The following is a 19,570-nucleotide window of genomic DNA, read 5'->3' as shown; positions in this document are numbered from 1 at the left end:
AACTCTTTTTCCCTTTACTGGATCATTTCACAAGTATGGCTGCATATCCAACAACTGCTGAATAATCCCCGGTCATATCTCCGCTTGTAGCATATTTCAGCAGTTCTGCAGTATTTGCTCCCATATATTCTGCTGCAGTATACATTGCTACAATGGGTCCATATCCACATGCAGTTGCGGAAAGTTCTTCTCGTCTGCGGTTAAATTCCTCAACATCCATATTTACCAGTGCATCTATCAGATACATATCTGTCTCTTTTGCGGTTTCATGTGGCTGGTAATGGGTGAAGTCACTTGACGCTATAAACACCACTCTCTTCCCGGTTTTCTCCGCAGCTTTTGCAACTTCCAAACCGACTTCCCGGGCAGTATCTATGTCCTGCAAACCCATGCATATTGGAAGAATTTTGAATAAATCGCCGAAACGATATTGCAGGAAAGGCAACTGGACCTCGATTGAATGTTCGTACATATGGGCAACTTCATCCACATCGATTATTGATCCTGCAAGCATTTCTCCCATTTTCTCATCGGCTTCAACATCTCCCAGAGGAGTGGACCAGGTTTGAGTTGATAGTGCCACTGCAGATCCATAGCCCGTATGATTGGGACCGAATATTACATAGGTGTCTGCCTCTGGCAACTTGGAATAGGCATAAGCCGCCACCGGGCCTGAAAACATGTATCCTGCATGAGGAACAACTATTCCATATGCATCTTCGCTGACCAATTCCAAATCCTTGAAACAATGGCTCAGCTCTTTCTTGAGGGGTTTGATACCCAGAGGATAGAACTGGCCTGCTACTGTTGGCTGTCTCATAATAATACCCTCTTATGGTTAGGAGGGAATAATTATATAAGTGATATGGATGGGAGCAAGTTACTCCCGGAATTAACCGGGAGCCTTACAGACCTGCTTCGAAATCATCCATGGTATAATTGAATGGAATGTCCTTTTCTTTTGAGATTTCCCTTGCAAGAAGCCAGTATATGAGGGAAAGTGCTTTACGTCCCTTATTGTTTGTTGGAATTACCAGATCAACATTTGATATCATGTTATTGGTATCACAAAGTCCTATAACGGGAATTCCGATGTTGACAGCTTCTTTGATTACCTGGGCATCACCTGCAGGATCGGTAACCATTATTGCATCGGGCTCGAAGAATCCTTCATTTGAAGGGTTGGTTAAGGTACCCGGGATAAAACGTCCTACCATTGATTTTGCCCCAATTGCTTTGGAGAACATTTTGGCAGGGAACTGGCCGTACTGCCTTGCGGATACGACCAGTATTTTTGCAGGGTCGTATTTTGAAAGGAAGTGAGATACCTGTCTTATTCTGCTATCTGTAGCCTGTATGTCCAGAACATAAAGTCCATCTGTACGCACACGATATACAAATTTCATCATATCCTGTGTCTTCTGCTGGGTACCGATGTGTATTCCGGATGCAAGATACTCGTCTATCGGAACAAGGGAAGTTGAATCCGGTGCAGGACCTTCCGGACCAGCTGTTTCTGTTGTATCCTCTTTTGTAGTTTCGACATTTGGAGTCTCTGCTTCTACAGGAGCCTCCTCCACCTTTTGTTCAACCTGTTCATCTAATGTTTCTTCAATAACCTGATCTTCTTCCATAAAGTTCACCTCATGATGAAATATCTCTTTTTACTGTAATAGGGATGACACCCTTTTCAAATTCAATCTTAGCGATTTGTAAGGAATCATTGCTGTCAATATCAGTCAGCACAGGAGCTTCCATTGATATCTGTAGGGACCTGGCTCCAATGATCCTCGCACGTTCATACTTTGTAAATTTCTCATTGCTCAATTAATCACCCTGGCAGAAGTTACAATAGGATGGATGACGTGGAATTTACTGGATCTAGAAAAGTCCATTTATCAATATTAATCGGAAATATATAGGAATATCCGGAGTCCCTCCGAATGTGGTTTGCTAACTATTCATACACTTACCAATTCCTTTAGTATAAAGGGATGGGACCGCTGAGATTCGAACTCAGGTACCGGCGTCCCGAACGCCGAAGGATGGTCCAGCCTACCCTACGGTCCCTTATTGGTATGGTGCAACTACATCGACAAGTTCAACGTGTGCAAGGATCATGCGTCTGCAACAGTAACGGGTGACACCAAGATCATCAAGTACTGCAGCAGGTGCTTCTCCTTGTTCAACTCGCCTTTTGTAATCTTCCCAGCTATTTGCAATTACCTTGCCACATGTGAAACAGCGAACTGGTAACATTTATGCTTTCACCTGTAAGATTTCTGGTATTTGGCACGAGCGCCAGGTCCACCAAATTTCTTGGATTCTTTCTGTCGGAAGTCGTTTACCAGAAGACTGCGGTCATATGCCATGTATGCATCACGAAGAGCAGTGTCATTTGTCCACTCTACAATACCCCTTGCAATAGCAGTACGCACTGCATTTGCCTGGCCAATAATTCCGCCACCGCTTACTGTTACATCGATATCAATGCCGGATGCGGCATCTTCAGCAAGCATGAGGGGCTCCATGATTTTAAGTTTTACAAACTCTGGTTCTAAAACTTCCAGAGGTTTCTTGTTAACACGGGTTTTGCCAACGCCCTTACTAACAGTTGCGCGGGCAATGGCTGTTTTCTTCTTCCCTGAAGTATTACAAACTTTGTTGGTCATTTATGATTCTCCTTAGAATTTTGAACCCATTTTTCTGCTCAATTCCCCGATGGTAATATATTTTGCAGTACTCAGGCGGTCGATATTTGTTCCTTCTACAGCCTCTAATTCAGCATTTCCAAATTCTTCAGGTATGCCAATATAAACCCTGAGGCGTGCAAAAGCGTCTTTACCACGTGCTCTTTTGTATGGGAGCATTCCCCTGACAGATCTTTTAAGTATCCTGTCTGCCCTTTTTGGGAAAAATGGGCCAAATTCATGGCTTCCAAGTGACCTTTTGTGCTCGTAATCTTCGTAGGTAGCTATTTTTGCTCCAGAGATTATAGCTTTCTCGGCGTTGACTATGGATATGGTTTCACCAGCAAGAAGTCTATGTGCAACCTTGCTTGCAAGCCTTCCCATAATAAGTCCATCTGCATTGATAACTGTCATTATAGAACACCTGCCTTTAGATCAAGATCCTGATACCGGAGCCTGCCGGTTTTTCGTTCATAATCTCTTCAATAGTGACACATCTGCCGCCATTTTCTGCGATTTTTTCCTTTGCAGATGCACTGAAACCAAGTGCTGCAACAGCCACGGAGCGTTTCAAAGTGCCGGCACCAAGTACCTTTCCCGGAACAAGAACGATTTCGCCCTCTGTTGCGTTCCTGTTGAGTTTACTCAGGTTTACTTCGGCATAGTTCTTCCTTGGTTTCTCCAATCTTCTGGCTATATCTCTCCAGATAGGAGCATCTTCCTGACGTGCCTGTTCCTTAAGGCTGACAATCAGGGAAGGAACCCTTGGATCTGATTTCCTTTTAATCTTGTTTTGTGTTTTTTTACTCATAATGTCCCTCTGCAAGAATATCTCTCACTCACGCACAATTTGCGTTCGAACATGGTGAATAGATAGGGAGTGTGGGGTGTAATTAAATTACTAATAGATAAAGATTGTGTATTAGTCAACCGTTAATTGAAACGTTTTGCAGGACCTTTTCATAGAATCTGTCCACATCACAACCAAGTTCTCTCCCGATAATAAGGGCGGCAACTTCAACATCCACCATACCTGAAAGATTCTCATGCCGATTATTCACAAGTGATACTACCTGTTTTAGGTCCATATTACTGCAGGATGCGATGTATTCCAGAATCTGATCAACAAGGGTTACCTGTTGCAGGATGTCTTTTGAAGGGATGAATCCTCTCGGGATATCAACTGTCGATGGGTCAAATGCAGGGTGTAAATGCTCATCTTCCATATAAAGCAAATGAGAATTTAAAGCAATATCCAGTATTCTGGATGCCTGTTCGGGTGTCATCCATTTAAGGTCAAAGGAGAGAGAAAATTCAAAATCCTGTGGAAGCATCGAACTACCTTCATTCCTTTTGAAGGGAGCCGCTACCACATACTTCAATTCATCCATCAGGAGCCACGTCTTAATTCTTCAACAATTGTATCAGCAATTCTTCCACATTCGGTTCTGCCGGGTCCATCAATATGATTGATACGAAGGGTAAGGACATCCCCTTCAAGAATTGCCCTTACCAGGAAGACATCACCTTTGAAAGGGACCCTGCTATATTCACCATCCAGATAACTGTATTTCAGTGAGATACGGAAATCCACCATCCCTTCAGGTTCAATTGTGCCAACAACCGAATCAGCATTACGATAATTCAATGGTGAAAAATCAATACCATTCATGACAATTTCAACTTTGAGTTCACGTTTTGCCTGTATTCGGTAACCTCTTCTTGTAACAGATTCGGTGACGAACATACCGAACCTGCCATCCGTATTAGCCATCACTTTCACAAGATAGGGCAAATCCGCATAATACCGGTTCTTTTGTTCAAACTGGACCTCCCTATGTGGGAATCGGTGGTAAATCCTTTTCTTCATCATGGGTTTGGTCAATTCTTTCCTATTAGAGGGACACCAGTTTGGCATCTATGATACCATCAACATGGCGAATTTGTTCCAGGATACCCTCTGATACTTCGGAATCCACATTCAATGCCATTATGGTCTTCCCACATATTTGGACACGACCTACCTGCATACCGGAAATATTGATCTCATTATCCCCCAGTATCATGCAGCATGGGCCTATAACATTGGGCCTGTTAATATGGTTGGAAACGATCATGTAACCGGATGGTGCAAGATCTACCCGCTGCCCGTCGATCATGATTATTCTCAAGTCATCCTCTACCACTGTACCGGTAATACTTTTGGAAATGGAATCCTTGCTGAGTTTGATCGTTACACTGGATGAATATTCTTCTACCCTTTCGGATTTACTTTCCACGACTTCAATATCCCGGGATTTAGCAATTGAAGGAGCATTTACATAATTTACAGCAGCACCCATTATGGTCTTCAGTACACCTTTGAGGGCCGCAAGTGTGAGATGCCGGGTGTCCTTGCCGGCAACATCTCCCTTATAGGCAATTTCCACTTTTTCATAGTTGCCATCCATCAGCTGGGATACGGCACTTCCCAGGGTCTCCGCAAGTTCAAGATAAGGCGCAATTGTGGACATTATTTCCGGTTTTATGGAGGGGATATTGATAGTACTGCGTGCAGGTCCGCCATTTAATACAGAGATCACTTCTTCTGCTACGGATACAGCCACATTGACCTGTGCTTCTTCGGTCGATGCACCAAGATGAGGGGTGACAACAGCATTGTCCAATCCAACAAAAGAACAGTTCTCAGGTGGTTCATTTGTAAATACATCTATGGCAGCACCCGCTATCTGATCATTTTTAAGAGCCTGCCCCAGGGCATCTTCATTGATAATTCCGCCACGGGCACAATTAATGACCCTTGCATTAGGTTTCATCAGGTCAAATTCTTCAGTATCGAGAATATTGCGGGTTTCTTTGGTCAGTGGTGTATGTACGGTGATGAAATCGGCACGTTTTGCAATGTCTTTTACAGATGCCAGTTCCACACCCAGTTCTTTTGCTCGGTCCTCATTTACAAACGGGTCATAGGCAAGAATGTTCATTTCAAGTCCCTGTGCTCTTTTGGCGACTTCGGCACCTATCCTGCCCAGGCCTATCACTCCAAGGGTCTTTCCATTTACCTCAACGCCTAAAAATTTCTTACGTTCCCATTTGCCTGCTTTAAGTGATGCAGTTGCCTGCGGAATGTTGCGTGCCATTGAAAGCATCATTGCAATTGTATGTTCCGCAGCTGAAAGCATGTTGCCTTCCGGTGCGTTCACCACAATAATTCCTTTCTCTGTAGCTGCAGGAATGTCTATATTATCCACTCCAACTCCTGCACGCCCCACAATCTTGAGTTTATCCGCGGCTTCGATCACTCTGGCAGTAACCTGTGTTCCACTGCGTATGACCAGGGCGTCAAACTCTCCGATCTTCTCAACAAGTTCATCCTCGGAAAGGCCTGTTGAAACCTCCACATCGAAATGTTCTTCAAGTTTTGCCACTCCTTCCTCTGATAACGAATCACTGACTAGTACCTTCATTTTAATATTCTCCATGTGATAACAATGATATAATACACCGATATAACGGATAGCCTCCGGTGAACACAGACTTTAGATTGAACCACCCATATAAATATATCTAACCATCGCGGCGGATTATCTTTCACACTCTTTAGAGTTTCCCAGTAGATTGCGTGTCATGCATGACAGCCATTGTACCACAACAGTAATTGTCAATAGAATAGAAATCCTATTATGTATCATAATCCAGGTTGCTTTTACCAGATATACCTGATAACGGCCCTGTGGTGCACCTGAAGGAATAAAAAGATAGATATAAAAGCCTGTAAAAGCAGCGATCAAAAAAGAAGGAGGATGAAAAGGTCAACAAAATAGTTCAAATTTGACCTTTCATACATTGCAATCTTCTAACATTATTACTTAATGTACAATCCACACTTACATGCACCACGGGTCTCAACGTCCCGGGCACGGCGTGCACACGGGCAGATAATCTTCTTATCTTTTTCTTTATCACCTGTTCGTTTCTGGCAGAAGCAGTACCATTCACCATACTTGCGCTTATTGTTAGCGATATTTTTTACCGCAGTGGTGACAACATCATAGTCTGAATTAAGTTTGTACCCGGTAGTTTCAGCATTTTTCTTGGAACGTTCATAGAATTTCATTTCAAGTTCATCTTCGAATTTCATTATATCACTCCTTGTTTTCTTTGTTCAATATGGATAAAAAGATTTGGGAATAATCAGGACCGGGCAATTTCACCCAGTTTTATTCCCAGTTGCCTGCAACCCTCTAAATCTTCCTTTTCAGGTCTGAATTTCACCTTCAAAGGGTCTTCCACAAACTCCATTTTGGTATTCTTGAGAGCTTCTTCCATCTGCCTGATTGCACCGCCACCCCAGCCATAGGACCCGAAGAATGATACCTTTTTGTCTTTGGGGCGCAAACCTTTCAGGTACGTCAGGAAACCACCCATTGTAAAGAACATCCCATTGTGCATTGTGGGGCATCCAAGGGCAAAGACCCGGCATTCCATTAATTCCTTGATGAGCATGCTCCAGTCATTTTTGCGCAGGTGGAACAAGACAACCTCAGTGCCTGAGGCCCGCACTCCGTCGGCAATTGCTTTTGCCATCATCTCTGTGCTGCCCCACATTGAATCATAGATCACAAGCACTTTTTGCTCACTTGCCCCGGAAGCCCATTTTGCATAGGCATCGATTATCCGTTGCGGATCATTGCGCCAGATAACACCATGGGAAGGAGCGATCATGTCGATCTGTAATCCTAGTTTCCCGACAGTTTCAAGATGTTTGAGTATTCGGGATGCAAAGGGAGTCAGTATATTGGCAAAATATATGGCGGCATCTTCCATCACGTCTTCTACCTGATCATCGAACCTCTTGGAGGTGGCAATGTGCTGTCCAAATGCATCATTGGAAAAGAGAATGTGATCCTCTTTGAGGTAAGTCTGCATACTGTCAGGCCAGTGGAGCATGACCGCTTCAATAAACATAAGGGTCCTTTTGCCGGTATTTAATTCGTCCCCGGTTTTCACGGTCTCAAGGTTCCAGCCACTACACCCGGATTCGGCATAATATTCATTTAGTCCGGTTTTGCCCCTTTCGGTGGCAAATATCCTGGCATTCGGAGCAACTTCCAGGATCCTTGGCAGGGCACTGGAGTGGTCCATCTCCACATGATTGGCTACTATATAATCGATCTTTGCGGGGTCCACTATCCTGCTGATCCTTTCGATCATCTCGTCTGCAAAGGATGCTTTTACAGTGTCTATGAGAGTGATCTTTTCATCTACTATAAGGTAAGCATTATATGTGCCCCCGCGGGGAGTTTCATAGCCGTGGAAATCACGCAGGTTCCAGTCGATTACACCAACCCAGTAAACCCCTTCTGCAATTTCCAGTGGCTCTTCTGGAGTATCCATAAAATTCACCTGCCAAATTTATGTCTGCATCCTGAAACCGGTGGCCTCATCCAGCAAACCATCAATGAGTTCATAGTGGCCCCGCTCAACTTTGGCTATCTTGCTGAAAAATTCCTGTTCTGCCCTTTCGGTGGCTTTCTTTTCGAGTTCAAGATAGAAATATTCACTCTTTCTTTCAAAACGCAGTGCACCAAGCATAATACCAATCTCTTCCAGATTGTTTTCTGTGAATTCCACGTTCAACGATCCACGGAAATCCGGGATACTGGATTCAGGTATTTCGACTTCTTTTCCCTCAAGAAATTTGTGGAGGTACTGAGCATGGTGTTTTTCTTCCTCGGCCAGGAACTCATAGGTTTTCTTTGCCCCGGGATTGCCGGAAAGTTTTGCTCTTTCAAGATAGAAATCATGCCCCTGATCCTCCAGGGCAATTGCCATTTCCACTGCCTCTTCAACCGTACGAATGTTCTCGAGCTCTATATCTACATCTTTGAGTATGTCTTGCAATTTATTCAACTCCCACAATCAGTAGCTATCATATTTGACAACATGAGTAATTAAAACTTATCTATGTGCATTTTATCCCTGACTGCCACACGAGAAGGTTTTTCAGGAGATTCTGCAGGGTACCCCATAGCAATTACGGCTGCCACTTCAAAACCATCCGGAATGGCGAACATGTCCATTATTTTTTTGCCATGGAATGTAAGGATTACACTTCCCAGTCCTTCAGCAGTTGCAGCAAGCAGCATGTTCTCTATGCAGGCAAAAGCTGAACCTACAGCTTCGTCCCCGAACTTCTTGTTATAACAAACCACGACAATAACGGGTGCGGTCTCGATGGCCTTCTGCTGTTCTGATGCCTTTTTTCTCATACTGGCAAGCTGTGCCCTTAGTTTCTCCTCTTTGACAAGGATGAATTCCCAGGGTTCGCTGTTAAAGGCGTTCGGTGCCTGGGTGCCTGCATAGAGTATTTTATCCAGAGTATCGGCAGCGACCTCGCGGGAAAGGAACTGCCGGATGCTGGTGCGTTTCTCTATTGCTTCAAAAACTTCCATTAAATACCCCCATAATAATGACTGCAAACAACTTCTGTTTTGAAATGTAAATAACTTTTCCCGAAAGGTCCGTTTGTACTCTTTTTATTGATTTTACTAAGACAAAATGAAGATATGAGTTTAGAAACATTGTTTTTTTGAGTAAAAGAGGATGTATTGCATGCTTATTAAAAAAACACATTGCTGCGAAGTTGTTGTAACATATGAAATATAATATCCGGTAATTACTGAATATTTAGTAGTAAGACCTGAAGATTTGCCTGAACAATATAATCATAATCATATAGATATTATATAGACAGGCATAGATGATCCAAAAACGCAATGCTGCAAATATGATGAGTGTTTTTTGATATATCTACTTTTTTTGACTTACCTATTATAGATTCGTACTTATGGTACTAATCTGCGGTTCGTAGGAGTATATAACCATTCGTGATGTAGATTAATGTGAAGTGGTAAGGGGTATGGTGGTGGTACCCGAACAGCTTCACTTGCCAAGGGGAAGGAAGTGAGAGCGTTTGTTGTTGAAGGTGTTGACCTCCCGATGTTTATCGGGACTGTTAATTCCTTCCCTTATGGCATGTGGGCTGTTCCGGTTAACTGCATCCCTTTTGACCGCTATGAAATGAAACTAAGATCAGATCTCAACGGAGGTAAAAAGGAATGCAATGGAAAATAAGTGTGTTCTTGCTTGCAGCAATGTTATGCCTGGCCTTCACAGGCGCAGCTGCGGCAGAGGACGTAAAGTGCACCTGGGATAAACCCTGTGGCACAGAAGTAGAACAATGTGATAATGAGACTACATTTGTCCTGTATGATGCTCTAAATGCGACTGTAGTAAAGTCGCTACATGGTTATTACTATGTTGACTTGGAGCCCGATTTCAATGGTCAGGATGAACGAATTATTACTGCCGGTGATATTCGTATTTCTAACTGGCACACAAATTATGAGCCAAACACAAAGGTTGCATCAAACGATATGGACAATCAGAATGTTGTTCAGGAAGTAATTGACTGTCCGATCGTCTATGTAGATGTCAACGACAACGGTATGTATGACCTCTATGATGGTGTAGCTTTTGACCTTGACGAAAATACGGAAATTTCAACAGGTGACATACTGTTAACAGATCTGCCTGCAGTGGATGTTTATTCCCTTGCTGAATCTAATGCCGGTGATTTCGTAGAGTCACAGGGTGTAGATGGACAGTCCTGGGACAAGATTGACCAGGGACATCCTGCATACGGAATGGAAGTTGCACCAATCGGAGAAGGATGTGTCGGTGACCTTATAAAATGGGTTGATGCCGACAACAGCGATGACAAGAGCTTTGCTGACAAATTCTACCTTATCCAGCCACATAATGAATCCTCATACTGGATGGATGAAACCGTCACAATCGGTGACACCAGACTCTACATCCCCCCAGGGGATGAATGTGTACCTGAATGTGGTACAAAGGTCATACAGGGTGACCACGATGCAACCTACATGTTAATGACAAACCTTGATGCACAACTTGCATCCTACACCTATGGTGGCGGCACTGAATGGTATGTTGACATGGATAACGATTCAAAAGTATCCTTCGGCGATGTCAGGCTTACGAACGTTTCAACCCAATATGGTCCAAACACCAAGGTAAAGGTCAGTGATGAATTCGATCTCGGACACGACCTCACAACCGCAGACCAGACTTTAATCCGGTATATGGACAACGATGAGCTGCCAGGATACACACTGGGAGATGCACTCTATCTTGATGTCAATGGCAATTACCAAGTAGATGCCGGTGATGTCAGGCTAGTTGAAGTTGAAGTGAGCCTTACTGGCGACACTTACGTGTATGATGCATGGTCTGTTGTTGAAGATGGGGATGTAGATACCCTTGATCTTGGCTTCTTCTGGGATGGACTCCTTGAGTCATTTAGCTGGGAACAGGACGCTGAATTCAACGATATGATCGGATACATCGATTCTGACTGTACCGGAGACTGGACCTGCCCGGACAAACTCTACTTCCAGCAGATGACAGACAAATTCCAGTATGACAAGGCTGTTACAGTCGGAGATCACAGACTGTACGTACCTGTAAACGACCCGAACAGTCCATTCTTTGAAATGGAAGAGTGGCCAGAATGTGGTACCAAGGTAACCCTGTGTGATATCGATGTAGAATATGCACTTACAGAGGTGTTCTCAAACTATGACCTCATAAAATACGTTGACAGAAACAACGATGATGAGTTCACTGAAGGTGTAGACCACGCATACATCGACATGGATGGAGTTGCTAATGAAACAGGCGTTGTAACACTCTATGATGTCAGACTGACTGATGTCTCCATTAAGGAAGCATTCTATCCAAACAACACTAAGGTAATGGACCAGCATGCTCTGGATCTTGGACAGACCCTGGATGACGCGGATGAAAATCTAATGAATTCTGATGTGGACCTGCTGGGTGTAGTTCCAAACTTTGATCCTGAAGAAGATCCCGCAGATTGGCCAACCTTTACAGTCGGTCTCTTCGACACTGACTGCAGTGGGGACTGGACCTGTGTGGATGCACTGTATTTGCAGATCGATGATGAGTTCTGCACTGACAACATGGCTGTCACCCACGGTGACTTCAGGCTGTTCATCCCACCAGACATGATCAGTGATCAGAATGGTGGAGATGTAACAAAGGGAGACTTCAATGACGACGGAGTAATCAACTTCGGCGACTTTGTTGAATTCTCTGGAGCATATGATACGTCCACCGGGGATGCAAACTACAATCCAATTGCAGACTTCGATGACGATGGAGATGTAGACTTCGGCGACTTTGTTGAATTCTCTGGAGTATACCAGGGATAAATAACTACCAACTTCGTTGGGAGGTGTAGAATTAATGAATGAAATAAAATTCGGGGGATGGGTGACATCTGTCACCACCCTTTTGATATTAGCTGCATGCGTCTTATGCATGGGTATAGGTTCTGCAGCAGCACAGCCGTCGGTGTCTATCAATCCGTCGGATACTACCGGTCTCGCACCCGGCGATACATTCAGTGTGACTGTGGAAGTTGATTCTGGTGCAGACGACCTGAGAGCACTTACAATGGATCTGAACTATGATTCAAGTGTCCTCATGGTGAACAGTATAACTGACCATGATTTGCTTGGAAGCAGTGCACTTGTGGAGCCTGGAAGTGGAGATGACGGTGCAGGCACAATCTCCTATGGACTGGCAAGCACAACAGGTACATATGCACCGGTAGCTGGAGACTTCATAACAGTAGAGTTTGAAGTCAAGAGTGGAGCAGCAGCGGACACATACAACCTTGACCTGAACAATGTGGTTCTCAAGGACGAAACTAATACAGCTATTGCAGGTGTATCAGTTAATGGTGGTACTGCTACCATTGCAAATGGTGGAACAACACCCGATGGAGCTGCAGTTTCTGTAATGCCAGCAAGTACAACCGGTCTCGCACCCGGTGACACATTCAGTGTGACTGTGGAAGTTGATTCTGGTGCGGACGACCTGAGAGCACTTACAATGGATCTGAACTATGATTCAAGTGTCCTCATGGTGAACAGTATAACTGACCATGATTTGCTTGGAAGCAGTGCACTTGTGGAGCCTGGAAGTGGAGATGACGGTGCAGGCACAATCTCCTATGGACTGGCAAGCACAACAGGTACATATGCACCGGTAGCTGGAGACTTCATAACAGTAGAGTTTGAAGTCAAGAGTGGAGCAGCAGCGGACACATACAACCTTAGCCTGAACAATGTGGTTCTCAAGGACGAAACTAATACAGCTATTGCAGGTGTATCAGTTAATGGTGGTACTGCTACTGTAGAAGATCAAGTTACAGTCAACGCAACCAGGGACATCATGCCTGATCCGGCAGAAGTCGGACCATGCGATGAGTTCAACGTCAGCATCGAAGTGATGAATGACGGCGTAGGTTCTCAGGTTGTTGAGACGATCCCTGAAGGATTCGAATATGTCAGTTCCACACTGAATGTAACCAATGTGATAGTAGCTGGCAATGAGGTAACATTCATCCTCAACGGTGACACAAGCTTCGAATACACTGTCAGTGCCTCTAACGAGGAAGGTACATACGCCTTTGATGGTGTAGTAGAAGATACCGAGATGAATGAATATCCAGTTGGTGGGGACACCACAATCGATGTGGTCCTTCCAGAAGGAATTGCAATCCAGTCCGGCTGGAACTTCATATCAGTACCATCTGAACTGAACAACAGCAGTGTTGGCTATGTCCTTGCAGATGTCAACTATGATGCACTTGTATACTACAATGCATCCGCAGGCACCTGGGACACTGTCACTGACTTCGAACCACTCAAGGGATACTGGATCAAGAGTTCCGAGGAATGCACTCAGGTCATTGCAGAGGACATGCTCGAACCTGAAGTTCCAGCAGTGCCTGCCACAATGACAGTCTACGAAGGCTGGAATGCGATTGGCTACACTGATTCAACGGACACACTGTCTGCTGAACTGGTACTCGTCTCGATCGATGACTCCTACACAACCGTGAAGGGACCATACAACCCTGCCACAATGTCTTATGAGCAGATTGGCCACAACGGGGAAACCGGAGTGATCTCTGGAATCCACGTAGGAACAGACGTCTACGACATGGGACCATACGAGGGACACTGGGTCTACGTGACCGGGGAAGACACCCTTAGCGGGTTCTGATGTGAGGGACAAGACAAAAGTAAAAATTTGAGGTGGGTTTGCGAACTCACCTTTTTTTATTTAAATAATCTTGCATATAATAACTCAAGGTGATTAAATGATCAAAAAGGGGAGCTTTACCAGATACACAATAATCTTACAGGTATTCGTATTATTATTCGCAATAGCAACGATACCGGCATGCAGTGCTTCACCTTCATTGCCCCTTATAGTAGAGGGCGAAGTAATGCAGGGAGATAATGCAGCACCTGCCGGAACGGAAGTTACAGTAGAATTTGATGGCAAAGAGGTTGGTTCAACCACTCTGCAATCAGATGGAATTATTAGCAAAGAAAATCAGCTTGCAATAACCTGTGAACCCGATGACTACGAGAACCTGAAGTTCTATGTAGACGGTATGGAAACAGATCAATATGCTACAGCTCAACTGGCTGAATCCCAACCAGGTGACGTCGTTGAACTCAGTCTTACAGCAGCATCTACAGGCAGCAGTGAAGACACAGGATCCTCGGATGAATCCAGTGGCTCAATGGCAGGATCCAGTGGTGGAATGGCAAGTTCATCAACTTCAACCGATGGTGTGGATCAGGCAACAACAGGTGAAAGCACAGGTGAGGAAAGCGAGTCAGATGGTACCGCATCTGCAGGAGTCAGTTCTTCTGGGGAAGATACAGGAGATGATGTGCCAGCACCTGAATCACAGCCCACTTCCATGACAGGAATCGGTGTGATGGCGATTGTACTGGTAGCACTTCTGGGAGTAATTGCCTTCCTGAAATACAAATCAGAGAAGTGAAATAAAGAGGGATATCCAGAGTAAGAGCTCCTCTTATTAGTGAAAAAGGCCGATCCTCAATGATCGGCCTAATCCCAATCAAGTGATGTGATCCCATGCAATGTACCGGAACCTGGCGTGTGCTGATAATACTACTACAAGTATTCATGTTGCTTTCAGTATCAACAATGTCAGTAGCAGCAGATGAGGAAAGCCCGCAAATGCCATCTTTACCATTAGTTATCAAAGGAAATGTAACAATTGATGGTTCACAGGCAGATCCTGGTACGAACATTACAGCAAAAATAAACGACCAGATAATAGGAAGCATCCAAACCGGTAATGCAGGGGTTTATGGTGATCTGTCGGGAAACAGCCTGATTGTGACAGCTGAGCCTGATGATTTCAAAAATATAGCAATTTATGTAAATGGAAATGAAGCGGAATATGATGGGGAAAAACTTGTAAATGCAAACCCCGGAGATACTATCGAACTGGATCTTACTGTAAATAAAGACAAAATGGAAACATTTCAGGATAATTCTGTGTTTCAATTTGTCTTACTGGGATTAATAATTATAATAGCCGTATTTGTAGCGGTCAGGTACCGGTCAAAATGAATATATGGGGAGTCTGAAATGCTCAGCCTTTACTTTGTGGGGTTTATTGAGGTTTATTTGTCCCCTTTGAAAGAGTAAATGGTGGAGGTGGTGGCCATTAAACGAAGAAGCAGAATCGATATTTCGGCTGAGATATTAGACGCAGCAATGAGTGGGGCAAACAAAACCCAGATCGTATATAATGCAAATTTAAACTTCAGTATTGCAAAAAAATATCTGGAAATGCTGGAAAAAAAAGAATTGATACGTAAGGAAGGAGGCCGTTATGTTACTACCGAAAAAGGAAAAACCTTCCACGATCTCGCAATGATACTGAAACTTTGAATTGTATTAAAACCATAAATATAAAGCCAAAAACAATGTTTAGAAACTATGTTTCGAATCTTAATTACGATGGATTTTATTAGCCAGCCTTGTGTTAGTTAAAAAACCCAGTTACATAAGTATAATACATTCAGTAAATATATAATATTTTAGATAGAAATAGATATATAATAACACTAATTATAATTATGAGCATGACACAACACACCCCCCCAAACTGCACGAAACAACAAAGTTCCCTTACTTTTAAAGAGTTAGTGTATGCTTTGACTCCATATTCAATCAGCAAATTTATGGTGGCAAGGAAATGCGGATTGAACAGGCAAAAAACAATACCCAAAAACCCGAACGTTGCTGTTTATCCTCCTTCAATGGACATAAGCAGGGTTGTTGAAGAAGAGTTGGATAAATGTGTGTCATTCCTTCCTTATTGTGCAAAACCCCTGGGTGAAAATTCCTGCCCCTTAAATACTCCTTCTGATGGCAGGAAAAGTCAGGATTGCCTTAAATTAAATGACAAAAAATGTAATATACCATGTTCTCTGGGAAAAATGATTGATGTCCTTAAGGAGCATGAATTTACAAGTGACAGGATATTCATTATTGATAGCGATTCGAACCTTTTTCCCTGGCTTAAACAGAAGAAAGAAGAAGGATACAAATATTTCATGCCGGGTGTGGGCTGCCCTTATGGAGTAAACTATGCACTGGATCATGTGGAAAAAGATCTGGGGTTTACAGGATGTGTTATCTTCATAGAGGACTATGACCCCTCTGATAATAAAAACGGTGTCTGCAAGACTCCTTCCGATTATTTGAATATGGAATACGGAGATAAAGGGAAAAAGACAAAAATACCGGATAATGCTACTAAATTAATGAGCCAAATTTTCGATGGTTCGGTTTTCACCAAAGTATAAACTAATTGTTCATTGACATTTCTGAACCTGACTTGTCTTCCAATCTCCTACTTTTGCGTGCAATTTTTTGTTTAGAAACAAAGTATACGTATAGTTAGAAACTTAGTTTACTACATAAGTATAAATCATCCACTTCATAGATTTAATCATCCTATAATAACGGTGGTATGAATGGAGTGGATACGATGAATCAAATGAAGATAGCGCTGGCTCTATGCGCAGCACTAATGTTAATTATTACAATTCCCGCAGCCTCGGCTATAACAGTGGATGGATACAATGATACCGGGGAGTGGGATGTGAATTGGGCATTTGGGCAAAACAATAATCTTTCACACACTTATGACCCTGAAGGGCCCTTTGGAGATCGTATGGAAGTAAGGCAAGGTGGAGTAAATATCTTGGTAACTTCTGAATGGAACATGATTGATCCAAAGAATGATTCTGGTAAGGATTTTGATGATTCAATGGCATCAGCAGGTGAATCCAGTGGTTCTGATATTTCAAAAATATATGCCCACTATGATATGGTAAACGATACACTTTATGGAATGTCGGAAGTCTATGGAATCCCCGGTGATTATGATGGCGATGGTGACGTATCTAATACCAGTCCGGACACCATAGGGGCTGCAGGCCCGGCAGGCTCTGGACTTGGTGTAGGTGAATCATGGACTATCAACTTATATCAGGATTCCAATTATTCAATTATTACAGTGAGTAACAATGATTGGTCTGTAGATACTAACACCGGTATGACCTATTCTGATGTTGATGCACGCCTGTCAAACGATGCAGTGAATTCGGTATACGAGATAAGTATCAGTAATTTCAGTAACTATTTTACACTCGTTCCAGGTGCTACATTTGAAGTACAAATTGCTGCAGGTGCCACACCTGATCAAGTGGGAGAGGATTTCGGAAGCATTGTATTCCAAATACCTGAACCAGGAATCGACATCGAGAAATCAACTAATGGAGACGATGCCGATACTCCTACAGGACCGTTCATTCCAGTTGGAGATGACGTCGAATGGGTCTACAACGTTACAAACACAGGTAACATACCATTGGCAAACATCACGGTAACGGACGATAAAGGTGTAACTGCTGTATATCAAAGTGGTGATGACGGAGATAATATACTCCAGACGGATGAAGTATGGATTTATAACGCAACTGGTATATCGGTAGCAGGCCAGTATAAGAACAATGCCACAGTAACTGGTGAATATGGACTGATAACGGTTACTGATGAAGACCCAAGTCACTACTTTGGTGTAAATTCCTCAATCGATATTGAGAAAGCAACCAATGGTGAGGATGCCGATACTCCAACAGGACCTTACGTTACAGTTGGTGGAGATGTTGTCTGGACTTACAATGTCACAAACACCGGTAATTCGAACCTGACTGACATCATGGTCCAGGACAACATGGGTGTAACTCCATCATACGTAAGTGGAGATACAAACGATGACTTGGTCATGGAACCCGGTGAAGTCTGGATGTACAATGCCACAGGTACTGCAGAAGAAGGCCAGTACGCCAACCTGGGTAATGTTACAGGTACTGATCCAACTGAAGCAGATGTAACCGATGAGGATCCAAGCCACTACTTCGGTTCCACACCTCTGATTGATATCGAGAAATCAACCAATGGAGATGACGCCGATACTCCTACAGGTCCCTTCATTCCTGTCGGTGATGACGTCGAATGGGTCTACAACGTTACAAACACAGGTAACGTCAACCTCAGTTCCATTGATGTGCAGGATAACATAACCGGAGTCACTCCAGCATATCTCAGCGGTGATACAAACGATGACGGTATCATGGAACCCGGTGAAGTCTGGATGTACAATGCCACAGGTATTGCTGAAGAAGGCCAGTACGCCAACCTGGGTAACGTCACAGGTACTCCTGAAGTCGGAGAGAATGTGACTGATGAGGATCCAAGCCACTACTTCGGTTCCACACCCCTGATTGATATCGAGAAATCAACCAATGGAGACGATGCCGATACTCCTACAGGTCCGCTTGTACCTGTCGGTGATGACGTCGAATGGGTCTACAACGTTACAAACACAGGTAACGTCAACCTCAGTTCCATTGATGTGCAGGATAACATAACCGGAGTCACTCCAGCATATCTCAGCGGTGATACAAACGATGACGGTATCATGGAACCCGGTGAAGTCTGGATGTACAATGCCACAGGTATTGCTGAAGAAGGCCAGTACGCCAACCTGGGTAACGTCACAGGTACTCCTGAAGTCGGAGAGAATGTGACTGATGAGGATCCAAGCCACTACTTCGGTTCCACACCCCTGATTGATATCGAGAAATCAACCAATGGAGACGATGCCGATACTCCTACAGGTCCGCTTGTACCTGTCGGTGATGACGTCGAATGGGTCTACAACGTTACAAACACAGGTAACGTCAACCTCAGTTCCATTGATGTGCAGGATAACATAACCGGAGTCACTCCAGCATATCTCAGCGGTGATACAAACGATGACGGTATCCTGGAACCCGGTGAAGTCTGGATGTACAATGCCACAGGTATTGCTGAAGAAGGCCAGTACGCCAACCTGGGTAACGTCACAGGTACTGATCCAACTGAAGCAGATGTAACCGATGAGGATCCAAGCCACTACTTCGGTTCCACACCCCTTATTGATATCGAGAAATCAACCAATGGAGATGACGCCGATACTCCTACAGGTCCGCTTGTACCTGTCGGAGCTGACGTCGAATGGGTCTACAACGTTACAAACACAGGTAACGTCAACCTCAGTTCCATCGATGTGCAGGATAACATCACTGGAGTCACTCCAGCATATCTCAGCGGTGATACAAACGATGACGGTATCCTGGAACCCGGTGAAGTCTGGATGTACAATGCCACAGGTATCGCTGAGGAAGGCCAGTACGCCAACCTGGGTAACGTCACAGGTACTGATCCAACTGAAGCAGATGTAACCGATGAGGATCCAAGCCACTACTTCGGTTCCACACCCCTTATTGATATCGAGAAATCAACCAATG

22 protein-coding genes and 1 tRNA gene are annotated in these 19,570 nt (G+C 43.9%); 8 read left to right on the top strand and 15 right to left on the bottom strand.

Annotation, left to right across the window (positions count from 1 at the left end):
* Window positions 1–22: 22 nt before the first annotated feature.
* The 15 genes from EFE42_RS09625 to EFE42_RS09550 form a co-directional block, all read right to left on the bottom strand.
* The gene (locus EFE42_RS09625; RefSeq protein ID WP_123137033.1) at window positions 23–826 is read right to left on the bottom strand and encodes an MEMO1 family protein; all 804 of its coding nucleotides are present in this window, start codon (window positions 824–826) and stop codon (window positions 23–25) included.
* 79 nt (window positions 827–905) lie between these two features.
* Window positions 906–1,634, bottom strand: coding sequence for a 30S ribosomal protein S2 (gene rpsB, locus EFE42_RS09620; RefSeq protein ID WP_123137032.1), 729 nt, complete (start codon window positions 1,632–1,634; stop codon window positions 906–908).
* 10 nt (window positions 1,635–1,644) lie between these two features.
* Window positions 1,645–1,827, bottom strand: a complete 183-nt coding sequence (locus tag EFE42_RS09615) for a DNA-directed RNA polymerase subunit K (RefSeq protein WP_123137031.1) — start codon at window positions 1,825–1,827, stop codon at window positions 1,645–1,647.
* A gap of 168 nt (window positions 1,828–1,995) precedes the next feature.
* Window positions 1,996–2,070, bottom strand: a tRNA-Pro gene (locus tag EFE42_RS09610).
* Window positions 2,071–2,259 carry a DNA-directed RNA polymerase subunit N gene (locus EFE42_RS09605; protein WP_072360919.1) on the bottom strand — a complete coding sequence of 63 codons (189 nt, stop codon included), beginning with the start codon at window positions 2,257–2,259 and terminating at the stop codon, window positions 2,071–2,073. It abuts the tRNA gene before it with no gap.
* An 8-nt stretch (window positions 2,260–2,267) separates the two neighbouring features.
* Complete coding sequence (locus EFE42_RS09600; protein WP_123137030.1) at window positions 2,268–2,672, bottom strand: 30S ribosomal protein S9; 405 nt, start codon at window positions 2,670–2,672, stop codon at window positions 2,268–2,270.
* 12 nt (window positions 2,673–2,684) lie between these two features.
* Complete coding sequence (locus tag EFE42_RS09595; RefSeq protein WP_072360923.1) at window positions 2,685–3,104, bottom strand: 50S ribosomal protein L13; 420 nt, start codon at window positions 3,102–3,104, stop codon at window positions 2,685–2,687.
* Window positions 3,105–3,120: 16 nt separating this feature from the next.
* Window positions 3,121–3,501, bottom strand: coding sequence for a 50S ribosomal protein L18e (locus tag EFE42_RS09590; RefSeq protein WP_123137029.1), 381 nt, complete (start codon window positions 3,499–3,501; stop codon window positions 3,121–3,123).
* Between the two features lie 115 nt (window positions 3,502–3,616).
* Window positions 3,617–4,081, bottom strand: coding sequence for a DUF2240 family protein (locus tag EFE42_RS09585; protein ID WP_123137028.1), 465 nt, complete (start codon window positions 4,079–4,081; stop codon window positions 3,617–3,619).
* Window positions 4,081–4,608: a hypothetical protein gene (locus EFE42_RS09580; protein WP_233564809.1), complete on the bottom strand. Its 528-nt coding sequence runs from the start codon at window positions 4,606–4,608 to the stop codon at window positions 4,081–4,083. The genes EFE42_RS09585 and EFE42_RS09580 overlap by 1 nt, the downstream gene beginning before the upstream one ends.
* Entirely contained in the window at window positions 4,586–6,157 is a 1,572-nt protein-coding gene (serA, locus tag EFE42_RS09575; RefSeq protein ID WP_123137026.1) for a phosphoglycerate dehydrogenase, read from the bottom strand. The genes EFE42_RS09580 and serA overlap by 23 nt, the downstream gene beginning before the upstream one ends.
* A 398-nt stretch (window positions 6,158–6,555) precedes the next feature.
* Window positions 6,556–6,831, bottom strand: coding sequence for a ferredoxin-thioredoxin reductase catalytic domain-containing protein (locus EFE42_RS09565; RefSeq protein WP_123137025.1), 276 nt, complete (start codon window positions 6,829–6,831; stop codon window positions 6,556–6,558).
* Between the two features lie 53 nt (window positions 6,832–6,884).
* Window positions 6,885–8,087 (bottom strand): FprA family A-type flavoprotein, encoded by a 1,203-nt coding sequence (locus EFE42_RS09560; protein WP_123137024.1) that lies wholly within the window; start codon window positions 8,085–8,087, stop codon window positions 6,885–6,887.
* An 18-nt stretch (window positions 8,088–8,105) separates the two neighbouring features.
* The gene (locus tag EFE42_RS09555; RefSeq protein WP_123137023.1) at window positions 8,106–8,594 is read right to left on the bottom strand and encodes a ferritin family protein; all 489 of its coding nucleotides are present in this window, start codon (window positions 8,592–8,594) and stop codon (window positions 8,106–8,108) included.
* A gap of 50 nt (window positions 8,595–8,644) precedes the next feature.
* Window positions 8,645–9,145: a nitroreductase family protein gene (locus EFE42_RS09550; RefSeq protein WP_123137022.1), complete on the bottom strand. Its 501-nt coding sequence runs from the start codon at window positions 9,143–9,145 to the stop codon at window positions 8,645–8,647.
* Window positions 9,146–9,656: 511 nt separating this feature from the next.
* On the opposite strand from EFE42_RS09550, the gene EFE42_RS10570 reads away from it, so the two are divergent.
* The 8 genes from EFE42_RS10570 to EFE42_RS09515 form a co-directional block, all read left to right on the top strand.
* Entirely contained in the window at window positions 9,657–9,827 is a 171-nt protein-coding gene (locus EFE42_RS10570; RefSeq protein WP_158599227.1) for a hypothetical protein, read from the top strand.
* Window positions 9,812–12,013, top strand: coding sequence for a hypothetical protein (locus tag EFE42_RS09545; protein ID WP_123137021.1), 2,202 nt, complete (start codon window positions 9,812–9,814; stop codon window positions 12,011–12,013). The genes EFE42_RS10570 and EFE42_RS09545 overlap by 16 nt, the downstream gene beginning before the upstream one ends.
* Window positions 12,014–12,047: 34 nt before the next feature.
* Entirely contained in the window at window positions 12,048–13,877 is a 1,830-nt protein-coding gene (locus EFE42_RS09540; protein ID WP_123137020.1) for a cohesin domain-containing protein, read from the top strand.
* 97 nt (window positions 13,878–13,974) lie between these two features.
* Window positions 13,975–14,673, top strand: coding sequence for a hypothetical protein (locus EFE42_RS09535; protein ID WP_123137019.1), 699 nt, complete (start codon window positions 13,975–13,977; stop codon window positions 14,671–14,673).
* Between the two features lie 95 nt (window positions 14,674–14,768).
* Complete coding sequence (locus tag EFE42_RS09530; RefSeq protein WP_148039277.1) at window positions 14,769–15,272, top strand: hypothetical protein; 504 nt, start codon at window positions 14,769–14,771, stop codon at window positions 15,270–15,272.
* Window positions 15,273–15,362: 90 nt separating this feature from the next.
* Window positions 15,363–15,596 (top strand): winged helix-turn-helix domain-containing protein, encoded by a 234-nt coding sequence (locus tag EFE42_RS09525; protein ID WP_233564807.1) that lies wholly within the window; start codon window positions 15,363–15,365, stop codon window positions 15,594–15,596.
* Between the two features lie 194 nt (window positions 15,597–15,790).
* Entirely contained in the window at window positions 15,791–16,516 is a 726-nt protein-coding gene (locus tag EFE42_RS09520; RefSeq protein WP_233564806.1) for a hypothetical protein, read from the top strand.
* 185 nt (window positions 16,517–16,701) lie between these two features.
* A partial coding sequence (locus EFE42_RS09515) for a hypothetical protein (RefSeq protein ID WP_158599226.1) occupies window positions 16,702–19,570 on the top strand: 2,869 nt, incomplete at its 3' end.

Origin of the sequence: Methanohalophilus sp. RSK, from assembly GCF_003722075.1 — an archaeon.
In the GTDB taxonomy this organism is placed as follows: Archaea; Halobacteriota; Methanosarcinia; order Methanosarcinales; family Methanosarcinaceae; genus Methanohalophilus.
This window is presented reverse-complemented; position numbering and strand designations above follow the sequence as displayed.

Coding starts and splice junctions, on each gene's coding strand:
- rpsB (WP_123137032.1), bottom strand. CDS start 1,634: ATGGAAGAAGATCAGGTTATTGAAGAAACATTAGATGAACAGGTTGAA.
- EFE42_RS09605 (WP_072360919.1), bottom strand. CDS start 2,259: ATGTTACCAGTTCGCTGTTTCACATGTGGCAAGGTAATTGCAAATAGC.
- EFE42_RS09600 (WP_123137030.1), bottom strand. CDS start 2,672: ATGACCAACAAAGTTTGTAATACTTCAGGGAAGAAGAAAACAGCCATT.
- EFE42_RS09595 (WP_072360923.1), bottom strand. CDS start 3,104: ATGACAGTTATCAATGCAGATGGACTTATTATGGGAAGGCTTGCAAGC.
- EFE42_RS09590 (WP_123137029.1), bottom strand. CDS start 3,501: ATGAGTAAAAAAACACAAAACAAGATTAAAAGGAAATCAGATCCAAGG.
- EFE42_RS09585 (WP_123137028.1), bottom strand. CDS start 4,081: ATGGATGAATTGAAGTATGTGGTAGCGGCTCCCTTCAAAAGGAATGAA.
- EFE42_RS09580 (WP_233564809.1), bottom strand. CDS start 4,608: ATGCCAAACTGGTGTCCCTCTAATAGGAAAGAATTGACCAAACCCATG.
- serA (WP_123137026.1), bottom strand. CDS start 6,157: ATGAAGGTACTAGTCAGTGATTCGTTATCAGAGGAAGGAGTGGCAAAA.
- EFE42_RS09565 (WP_123137025.1), bottom strand. CDS start 6,831: ATGAAATTCGAAGATGAACTTGAAATGAAATTCTATGAACGTTCCAAG.
- EFE42_RS09560 (WP_123137024.1), bottom strand. CDS start 8,087: ATGGATACTCCAGAAGAGCCACTGGAAATTGCAGAAGGGGTTTACTGG.
- EFE42_RS09550 (WP_123137022.1), bottom strand. CDS start 9,145: ATGGAAGTTTTTGAAGCAATAGAGAAACGCACCAGCATCCGGCAGTTC.
- EFE42_RS09545 (WP_123137021.1), top strand. CDS start 9,812: ATGCAATGGAAAATAAGTGTGTTCTTGCTTGCAGCAATGTTATGCCTG.
- EFE42_RS09540 (WP_123137020.1), top strand. CDS start 12,048: ATGAATGAAATAAAATTCGGGGGATGGGTGACATCTGTCACCACCCTT.
- EFE42_RS09535 (WP_123137019.1), top strand. CDS start 13,975: ATGATCAAAAAGGGGAGCTTTACCAGATACACAATAATCTTACAGGTA.
- EFE42_RS09530 (WP_148039277.1), top strand. CDS start 14,769: ATGCAATGTACCGGAACCTGGCGTGTGCTGATAATACTACTACAAGTA.
- EFE42_RS09520 (WP_233564806.1), top strand. CDS start 15,791: ATGACACAACACACCCCCCCAAACTGCACGAAACAACAAAGTTCCCTT.